7 protein-coding genes are annotated in these 9,775 nt (G+C 38.0%); 4 read left to right on the top strand and 3 right to left on the bottom strand.

What is annotated here, in order from left to right; all coding sequences use genetic code 11:
• The first annotated feature begins 328 nt into the window (after window positions 1-328).
• From parA to PQO01_RS20775, 3 genes are all read left to right on the top strand, one after another.
• Window positions 329-973, top strand: coding sequence for a ParA family partition ATPase (gene parA / locus PQO01_RS20785; RefSeq protein WP_274316139.1), 645 nt, complete (start codon window positions 329-331; stop codon window positions 971-973).
• On the top strand, window positions 973-1,347 hold the full coding sequence (locus PQO01_RS20780; RefSeq protein ID WP_274316138.1) for a hypothetical protein: 375 nt from the start codon (window positions 973-975) through the stop codon (window positions 1,345-1,347). Before parA ends, PQO01_RS20780 begins: the two co-directional genes overlap by 1 nt.
• A gap of 98 nt (window positions 1,348-1,445) precedes the next feature.
• Window positions 1,446-2,783: an IS1182 family transposase gene (locus tag PQO01_RS20775; RefSeq protein WP_274312506.1), complete on the top strand. Its 1,338-nt coding sequence runs from the start codon at window positions 1,446-1,448 to the stop codon at window positions 2,781-2,783.
• A gap of 251 nt (window positions 2,784-3,034) precedes the next feature.
• Here PQO01_RS20775 and PQO01_RS20770 read toward each other — a convergent pair whose 3' ends face one another.
• The 3 genes from PQO01_RS20770 to PQO01_RS20760 form a co-directional block, all read right to left on the bottom strand.
• The gene (locus tag PQO01_RS20770; RefSeq protein ID WP_274316137.1) at window positions 3,035-3,319 is read right to left on the bottom strand and encodes a hypothetical protein; all 285 of its coding nucleotides are present in this window, start codon (window positions 3,317-3,319) and stop codon (window positions 3,035-3,037) included.
• 67 nt (window positions 3,320-3,386) lie between these two features.
• Window positions 3,387-4,025 carry a 3'-5' exonuclease gene (locus tag PQO01_RS20765; protein WP_274316136.1) on the bottom strand — a complete coding sequence of 213 codons (639 nt, stop codon included), beginning with the start codon at window positions 4,023-4,025 and terminating at the stop codon, window positions 3,387-3,389.
• The gene (locus tag PQO01_RS20760; RefSeq protein WP_274316135.1) at window positions 4,022-5,911 is read right to left on the bottom strand and encodes a DUF294 nucleotidyltransferase-like domain-containing protein; all 1,890 of its coding nucleotides are present in this window, start codon (window positions 5,909-5,911) and stop codon (window positions 4,022-4,024) included. Before PQO01_RS20760 ends, PQO01_RS20765 begins: the two co-directional genes overlap by 4 nt.
• Before the next feature lie 201 nt (window positions 5,912-6,112).
• On the opposite strand from PQO01_RS20760, the gene PQO01_RS20755 reads away from it, so the two are divergent.
• A complete protein-coding gene (locus PQO01_RS20755) occupies window positions 6,113-9,658 on the top strand; it encodes a transporter substrate-binding domain-containing protein (protein ID WP_274316134.1) in 3,546 nt (1,181 codons plus the stop codon).
• The last annotated feature ends 117 nt before the right edge of the window (window positions 9,659-9,775 follow it).

Here is a 9,775-nt window from a genome sequence, read left to right as displayed (position 1 = left end):
GGAATAGCCTTATTTGTGCTTAAATACCCCTTGGCCTGGACATTCTTCACCTTCAAATCCTAGCCATTTAGGGGAGAATCCGCTTTTGGTTATACTTTATTGCATGATGAAAATCAGTAAAAAGTTATATTTAAAAAGTTTTTAATTACTTATTTAAGTAATTACTTCATTATTTAATATACTATAAATATATATAATTATAATATTTTATATATTATTAAATAATTAATGCAAGATTGATAAAATCAGTAAAAAGTTATACTTATCTCTTGTTAGTCGTTTAAAAGAGGTTTAGCTTGAGTCAACAAATAACAAAGGAGATTAAAAGATGATTATATCCGTATTGAATATCAAAGGTGGAGTAGGGAAGACGACGGTTGCAGTGAATCTGGCTTGCAGTTTACAGCAGGAAGGGCAAAAGGTACTCATCATTGACACTGATTCACAGGGCTCAGCCTTAGCGTGGCAAGGGCAAAGAGAACAGAACGATGTCATGCTCATTAGTTTGCCGAATGCGGTCGTCCTTCGTAAACAAGCTTTAAGGCTCGCAGAAGAGTATGATACTGTAATTATTGATGGATCACCTAATGTCGATACTTTAGCGGCTGTAAGCATTGCTTTAAGTGATTTAATTCTATTACCTGTGGGGCCTTCACCTCTTGACATTTGGGCCAGTAGTAAGATGGTTAACAAAATAGAAGAGGCACAAGCAATTAACCCGGCAATCAAAGCTGCTTTTTTGGTTAACAAATTTAATGGAAGAACATTGATTTCTCAAGAGACAGAAATGGTCTTGAAAGAGTATCCCTTAGAGATGTTAGAGAGTAAACTTGGAAGTAGGGTAGCTTATGCAGATACGATGACTCAAGGCTTATGTGTTTTAGAATGGCACGATAAAAAAGCCAAAGAGGAGTTAAAGTCTCTTCATGAAGAAATTAGTAGAAAATGGTTAAATTTAAAAAAGGTAGTGTGATGGCAGGTTCTAAGAGAAAGCCTCTGTCTTTGGCAGGTGTGAGAAGTGAGGAAGAAGTTGATAAAGTTCTCTCAAATTTAAGCAGTTCAAAAAATGAATTAGAAAACATTGTCAACCTGAGTTCAAAAAGTGAAAGCAGCAAAAAAGAACAAAGTAAGGAGCGCGTCACTTTTTATTTATCCTCAGAAGTTCTGGAGGAACTAGAGAATACTTACGATGAGATTAGGCGTTCTATGCCCTATAAGTTTAAAACTAAGATCAAGAAATCGCATTTAGTAGAATTTGCTATGGAGCGGCTCTTAGATGACCATAATAAAAACGGTAGAGATAGTTCTTTAGGAAGATTGATAGAATCAGTCAAACGCGGCGAGTAATTTAAATAAGTAAGCCCCGCCTTTAAAAGGCGGGGCCAGACTGTTGACAAAGTCCTCCCGTGTGGAGGACTTTTTTATTGGTTAAATTATATTGACTAATGATTAAAAAACAGTCAAAACAGTCCGAGTTTGAATTCGTTTGCCTTGAGCAATTAGTTCCGCAAGACCACCTTTTGCGGAAGATCGACTCCATTGTCGATTTTGAATTCATTCACCACAAGGTGGCACACCTCTATTGCCCAACAAATGGTCGTCCCGGCGTTGATCCAGTCGTTCTTTTTAAGATGCTTTTTATTGGATATCTATTTGGTATTCGCAGCGAGCGTCAACTCATTCGTGAGATAGAAATGAATATGGCTTATCGCTGGTTTCTTGGTTATAACTTACAGGATAAAATTCCGCACCACTCAACCATCAGCCAAAACCGTCGCCGTCGTTTTCAAGAGAGCAATGTTTATCAAGAAATATTCGATGAGATCGTTCTCTTAGCTATGGAGCGTAAGCTTGTCGATGGAAAGCACCTTTATACCGACTCTACTCACTTAAAGGCTAATGCCAATAAGAATAAATTTGATAAGCAAGACGTTGAGAAGTCGACTCGAGATTATTTAGATGTTCTCAATAAAGATATCGCGAAAGATCGAGCTCAAAATGATAAGAAGCCTCTCAAAAAAAAAGATAGTAGCCCGGTGATTAAAGAAACGAAGATCAGCACCACTGATCCAGACAGTGGTTATATGGTCAGGGATGGTAAACCCAAAGGCTTTTTCTATCTAGATCACAGGACTGTCGATGGGAAGTTTAATATTATCACTGACAGTTTTGTCACCGCGGGAAATGTTCACGACAGTATCCCGTATCTCAAGCGCTTGGATCACCAACTTGAACGGTTTAATTTTAATGTCGAAGCTGTTGGTTTAGATGCCGGTTATTTCACCGCGGGAATCTGCAAAGGACTTGTGGATCGAGATATTTTCGGTGTGATAAGCTATCGACGCCCGAACCATATTAAAGGTTATTTCCGGAAAAGTCAGTTCATTTACAACTCTACAGACAATAGCTATACCTGCCCGGCAGAGCAGGTACTTCCTTATCGAACAACCACTCGCGAAGGCTTCCGCGAATATGCTTCAAACCCTAAAACCTGCACCAACTGCTCATTGCGAAGCCAGTGTACAAAAAGTGCGAATCACACAAAGATCGTCACACGACATATCTGGGAGGATCAAAAAGAGTGCATCAAGAAAAACCGACTCACACCAGAAGGTAAAATCCTATATAAACGAAGGCAGGAAACCGTGGAGAGGAGTTTCGCTGACTCAAAGCAATTACACGGTCACCGTTATGCGAAATTGCGTGGAATTAAAAAGGTTCAAGAGCAGTGTCTTTTAGCCGCCGCATGCCAAAATATGAAGAAAATTGCTATCGCTTCGTAAAGGAGCACTGCATTTCTTGATGAACGCAGAATTTCACTCAAGAAAACACCAACAAGCTCCTGCAAGACATTTCTACATACTGTAAGAACCTTTTGTTGAAATTATAAAATATTTGCTTTTCTGTACAAAAAGAAAACCCCCGTTACAAAAACGGGGGTTTATCAACAGTCTGGCCCCGCCTTTAAAAGTCGGGGCTTTTTTGTGTATAAATTCAATTGTAATAAAGGATTAATTATTAAAGTCAATAATTATTAATCTATCTCTTTTGAGCGCAAGATAAATTCTTTATCAAAGGCCTCAGGGTTAAAAACTTTTAAATCAGCTTCTTTGAAATTAAGAGCAAAAATCAAGTGGTAAACATCAAGTTGTTTAGATGATTTAAAGCGAATTCTAACTTTTAGTAAACCTTCCAATAAAGCCCGAGCAGTTTTAATTTGCGACCAGCCAAAAGTATGGGCACTTGATACTAATTTTTTTTCAATCATATCAACTTGGCGTTTCTTACTGTGGTAAGTCTCAGGATTTTTAATTTTCATAATTCTCTAATGGTTGTTAGAAAAATATAACAAGTCAAAATTCAAAAAGCAAAAAAAAACGCTAAGGCTAAGTATTAGTAGATAGGAGAAGAGAGTGGAGCGAAACAATTTGTTGTTTGCGAAGTTCGCTAAGTAATTTTAAAAATAGACAAGCAGTCGATGTGGCATCACCAAGAGCGTTATGTGCTTCAAAGTGGGGGATAGAAAAGTGATCGCAGAGCACTTCTAGTTGTAGGGCTGTGTTGGGATGATTTTGCTTTAAAAGATATTGAGCAATGGTCCGTGTGTCTAAATGGGGGTATGAGAAAGGGGAGGGCAGTAGTGGGTTTAAAAAAGATAAGTCAATATTAAAAAAATGGCCAAGAGGAATGCAGTTGTGGCAGAAGCGGGAAAACTCTTCTAACACAGTTGTTTGATTCCGTCCTTCAGATACTTTTTGATGATTCAGGCGATGGATAAGAATAGTTTCTTCCCGCAGCGTTTCTTCTGCTTGAAAAATGAATTTATAAAAATTTTGATTACTCAAAATTTTACCTTGAGAAATTTTTACTGCCGCAATAGAGAGAAGTTGATCCTTCTTGGGGTTGAGACCAGTCATTTCACAATCAATAACGACATAATCGAGTTTGCTTGCATCGTGATCCAACATTTCTTCTGGGAAATTGATTTGTGGATCAGCAGAAAAAAGTCCTTTTAAAAAACTCATTGCTGCAGACCTGCAGAAAAGCGTAGTTTTATTTTTAGTTGCAAATCGGGAATGAGTTTGAATGCCGACTTAAGCATATCGCGATCGAGAGTGTTCAGATCTTCTGGATTGATAAAATTATGACTTTCTAAATCCTGATCCAAAAGCTGAATTTGATGGATGAGGCGATGATATAGGCAGAGGTTCCATGCTCGTTGTAGGTTTTGGTTTTCTGCCTTTGATAAAACTCTTTTTTTAAAGAGTTCATCTAAACGACGAGCCGTTGAAGTAGCTTCTAGAGAAGATTCTAGGGCAAGAATACGAGCAAATTCGACAATGAAATTCATTACATATTTGATGTCTAGCGAGTTTTTGTGTTCGCCACTTTTGGAAACAATAAAATTATTAAAAAAGCCTAGGGGAGCAGATTGCTGAAGGTACTGTTGGCTCATGGCGGAAAATAGCTTGTCTCCCTTTTGACAAAGCTCATCTAAAAGGTGATTTCGCAAATTTTGTGAGAGTTCACCTTGGCCATAGACATGGCGGAAATCAAAAAATATTTGCGCATTCAGCAAATTTGTTTCATAAGGCTTGTCAACCCATTTGGAGAAGTTGGATTTCCATTTAGTTAAATCTTGGCACCAAGCATCATTTTCGGCCATGATGCGACCTTTGCAATAGATATAACCCGCACTATCGAGCTGGCTACAAACGAGGCTCGCAAAGTTTTTGAACCATGAGTGAACTTCGGGAGAATCACTATCTTCATAGATCAGAGCATTATCCTGGTCACCTGACAGTGTTTGTTCCAAACGTCCTTCGCTACCCAAAACGAGAAAGTCGAAGTCTACTGGAGCTTGGCCGGTAACTTTCAAAGTTTCTTTTATGGTGCAGCGTAGAATGGCGTCATTGACCCGAGAAATGTACTGAACGGTGTTTAATGGAGAATAACCTTGCAGAAGTAGGTCGTTGATAACTTGTGGAAGCTTGTTTTTAATTTCCCTAGTTTCACTCACTGTTTTGCACTGACGAATTTTATAAATAAAATCTAAGGGTGAGCCACTTTGGACCTGGGGAAGATCTAAAGCTGACAAGACGGAATTTACTTTTCCAGATGAATCAATTCCTGGTATATGAGAGAGTTTGTGACGTTCCATTTTCAAGAGGGCCTCTAAGACACTGTAATCATCTTGAATGGTTTTCACATTTTGTGTCATTATCTCACTTGCTAGAGTAGAAGAGGGGAGTGATCCCGCAGCAATAGATCGGCGAATATCGCTATCGCTGATAACTCCAATCAAGGCATCATTTTTACGAACTATGCAAAAACCAAAATTTGATTCAGTCATAATCTTTGCGACATCGCTGAGGCTATGGTCTTCATGACAAAAATTGATAGGCTTCTTACATGCGGATTTCATACTGACCTGCATGAAACCCTCTTGATTTCTATTGCCACGATTGCGCATTTGTGAACAAGAGCGATTGAAGCTTAGTTCATTGAGGGGATTAAAGAAGTAGTCTTCGAGTTCAGAGTGTTTTTTTATGATCTTCAAAAAATCTTTTTGCGGGATAGTGTAGGCAAAAGTATCTTCTTTTGATTTTACCGTTCTCAAAGAAATTCCTGAATTCCTTAAAATACTAAGCGCCCCATAGACCTCGTACTGATTTAAGATGTCATGAGCGATTTCTTCATTACTCTCATAGCTCAGTTCAAAGCCCCCTTGTAAGATAAAGTAAACAGAATCAACAGGACTCAAAGCTTGCTGAAATATTTGAGAATTTTTCGGAAAGTAAACGATTTGAGCTTTCTTGGTGATGTCATTTAAATCAAGTTCACTCATTCCTTGAAAGAGGGGGACTTGAGAAAAAAAAGTATAAACTTCTTTGAGTTGTGCAGAGGGCATGGCCAGTCACTCGTAAATTATTAATTTTAATTGAAATTAAGTTTTGTCTAAGCTTTTTACAAATGACTAATATTAGCGGTGGAATAAACTAAGAGTGGATTTACAGACCTAAGTGGTCTCATACTCAATAGGTTTAAAGTTAGCTTTATCATATTGCAGTATATATATTGGCTAAGATTTTGAGACAAGGTTTTTTAATTAATGATTTATAAAATATTATTCTTTTTGGCGATGAGCGTAAGCTTGTTAGCTCAAAACCGGCTAGACCTCAGTGCGGAAGAAAAAGCTTGGTTAAAAGAGCACCCCGTTTTGCGAGTCAGCAATGAATTGGATTGGGCCCCCTACGATTTCAATGTGAAGGGGCAAGCACAGGGTTATAGCGTGGGTTATATAAAACTCTTAGCTGATCGTTTGGGAGTGGAACTCCAATTCATTAATGGTTATTCATGGAAACAACTATTGAAGATGAGTTTTGAGAAAAAAATTGATATAATCCATCCCATTAGTTACTCACCGGAGAGAGAAGAGTTTCTTCACTATACTCAAGCCTATTTAGAAACTGTTAATACTCTGGCGATTCGATCGGATGAAACGCAAATAAAACTTTTGGGGGATATGAACGGCAAGACTTTGGCTATGGTTGAAGATTATGTCACCGTTGAGCCCGTGATTAAAAACTTCCCTAAAATAAATTATATGATGGTTAAAACTGCTCGAGATGGACTAAAAGCGGTAGCAGCTGGTAAAGCCGATGCTTTTATGGAAGAAGCTTATACAATGGATTATTTAATTCATGCCCACGATATCAAAGGCTTAAAATTAACGACGCAATTAGGCTTTCCTGAACATCGTCATGGAGTTCATCATTTAGCCGTTCGGAAGGATTGGGAAATATTAAGAAATATCCTCCAAAAAGCAATGAATACTGTAAGTGATGAAGAACGTTACTCTTTACGTCAACAATGGTTTTTTTCTAGTAGGAAGACCCTAGTAAGTGAATTTACGGAAAAAGAGAAATTATGGATAGCCAATACACCAGAAATTATTATTGGTGTTGATGAAGCTTGGCATGAATTTGAAGAACAAGGCAAGATATTCAAGGGTTTATCGAGTGACTACTTAGACCTTATATCAAAAAAATCAGGGCTTCATTTCAGCTTTGTGCATAATGATTCTTGGTCCGATACAGTCGCTTCCTTAAAAGATGAAAAAATTCATGCATTAGATACGGTGGTAAAAACACCTCAGCAGCAACAATATATGAGCTTTACGAAACCTTACCTCTCATTTCCTTTTGTCATTGTCACGAATAAAAAGACAACCTTAGTGAGTAGTATCGAGCAATTGAAGGACTATAAAATTTATGTAGTAGAGAACCGCTCGGCGCATGATATGCTCACCTACAAACATGGTGATTTAAACCTGAAGTTAGAAAAAGATATTTTATCAGCTCTAAAGGAAGTAACTCAAGGTGAAGGCTCTGCGTACATTGGTAATTTGGCGGAAGTTTCTCGGCTTTTAAAGGATGATCAATTTTCTGATTTAAAGATATCGGGAGAAGTTCCCTTTCGTTGTGATCTGGCCATCGGAGTGCATCATGATTACCCCGAATTGGTCAGTATACTTAATAAAACGATTGCTATGATTAGTGACAGAGAACATAAAGCGATTCGTGAGCGTTGGGGCAAGACCCATTTGGGGGACTCAAATGATTATGGTAAATTTTGGAGAATTTTTATAGTGGGAGCGATTGTTCTTCTTGTTATTGGCTTGTGGGGAGGCCGCTTATATACCCTCAATAAAAAACTGGGAGTGGCCTATAAAGAAGCCCACGAATTACGAGAAGAAGCCGAGCTAGCAAATAGTGCGAAGTCAGAGTTTTTAGCTAATATGAGCCATGAGATACGAACTCCCATGAATGCTATTATCGGTTTAACGCAGTTGGGGCTGAAAGATAAATCTGGAGAAAAGCACGAGGAGTACCTTTATAAGATTAAGCAGTCTAGTGAAAATTTGTTGACCATTTTAAATGATATTTTGGACTTTTCTAAAATTGAGGCTGGCAAAATGACCATGGAAAAAATCCCTTTTAAGTTGAGTGATGTACTAGAGAAAGTAGGGGGGACCCTGAGGGGTCGAATGACCAATCGCAACGTTGACTTAATTTTTCCTGGCCCACTATCCTACAAGCTTATGGGAGATCCCTTACGCCTAGAACAAGTTTTGCTTAACCTTATAGGGAATGGCTTAAAGTACACTCGCAAGGGACATGTGATTTTATCTATAGAAGAGAAGACTCTAAAAGAAGATTCTATAATTTTGCATTTTTGTGTAGAAGATACGGGAATAGGTTTAAGTGATACTCAGAAGGGCAGGTTATTCCAACCTTTTTCTCAAGGCGATTCCTCGACGACCCGTAAATATGGTGGCACTGGTTTGGGCTTAACGATATCGAAAAAAATTGTTAAGTATATGGGAGGTGAAATCTGGTTGGATAGCACACCTCAAAAAGGCAGCCAGTTTCATTTCACCGCAAATTTTGAAATCCCTCTCGAGGAAAGAACTAAAACTAGAGATTTCGGCCGCATGGTAGAGAAGAGAGTGGTTTTAATTGAGAGCTCAGATCCATTACGTGAGTCAATAGAAAATAGTTTAAAAGTTGCCTATATGAAGGTCGATAGCTTTGCTACAACAAATGCTTATTTCGATGCACGTATTAGTGAGCAGCGATATGATTTAATGATCTGTCCCTACCGAAGCTATGGCGATGTCTTTGAAAAGGTGAAGTTGCCGATTATATACACGGCACACCCACAAGAGACAATTCATCGAGCCATGTCTAGTGAGCAAAATATTTTGTTTAAACCTATCTATCCACAAATTTTGTATTCTTCCATTAAAGAAATTTTAACTTTGAGCAAGGTTGAAACCAATATCGTAAGACACGTAGACAAGAAGACACAGGTCAAATTTCAAGGTATTAAACTTCTCTTAGTGGACGATAATAAAATGAACCGCTTTGTGGCTTTAGAAATGTTGGAGAGTTTTGATATTCAGACAGATAGTGCAGTTAATGGTAGCGATGCGGTACAGTTGTGTTTAGAGAAGCCATACGATATTATCCTAATGGATATTCAAATGCCCATTATGGATGGCCTACAAGCGACTAAAAAAATACGTTTCGAGGGGCTTAATAAAAACACCCCAATTATTGCGGTCACGGCTAATGCCTTTGTCGATCAAGGTTATGAATATTTGCACGAAGGTATGAATGACCGTTTAATTAAGCCTTTTTATAATGAAGACCTATTGTCTATTTTAGTGAAATGGCTTCCCAAAGATAAGGTGATTAAAGATAAATCTGTGGATGAAGGTGAGCACAGACATTTTATTGAAAAGTTTAATTTCAAAAAGATAAATGTTGAAGAGGGGATTCACTATACAAATGATAGTGAGAAACTCTATGATAAACTATTGCATGAATTCATTAGCGAATACAGTGAACTCTTAACGACTCTTGATGAACTTTATCACAAGAGAAAATTTGAAGACTTGAGTCGTCTAATTCATACTTTAAAAGGAATATCTGCCGTGATAGGTGCCAAAGATTTGGCCTTTAGTTGTCAGGTACTCGAAGAGCATATTAAGGCAGATAAATTAGATGACTTCCCCAAAGCCTTAAGTCATTTCACTAAGCAATTTACTTATGTGATTGAGGATCTAAGTAATCACGGATATACTCCTTAGGGCAAAAAAAAAGGTTCTTCACGGTTTTCCGGGAAAGGCGTCCCTAATTTTCAAGAAAAAGTATGTACTATCTCTGTAACCGTATGCCATTCTTTTGATTACTTTGATTGGGTCTTG

This window comes from Lentisphaera marina (genome assembly GCF_028745505.1).
Taxonomy (GTDB): Bacteria; Verrucomicrobiota; Lentisphaeria; order Lentisphaerales; family Lentisphaeraceae; genus Lentisphaera; species Lentisphaera marina.
This window is presented reverse-complemented; position numbering and strand designations above follow the sequence as displayed.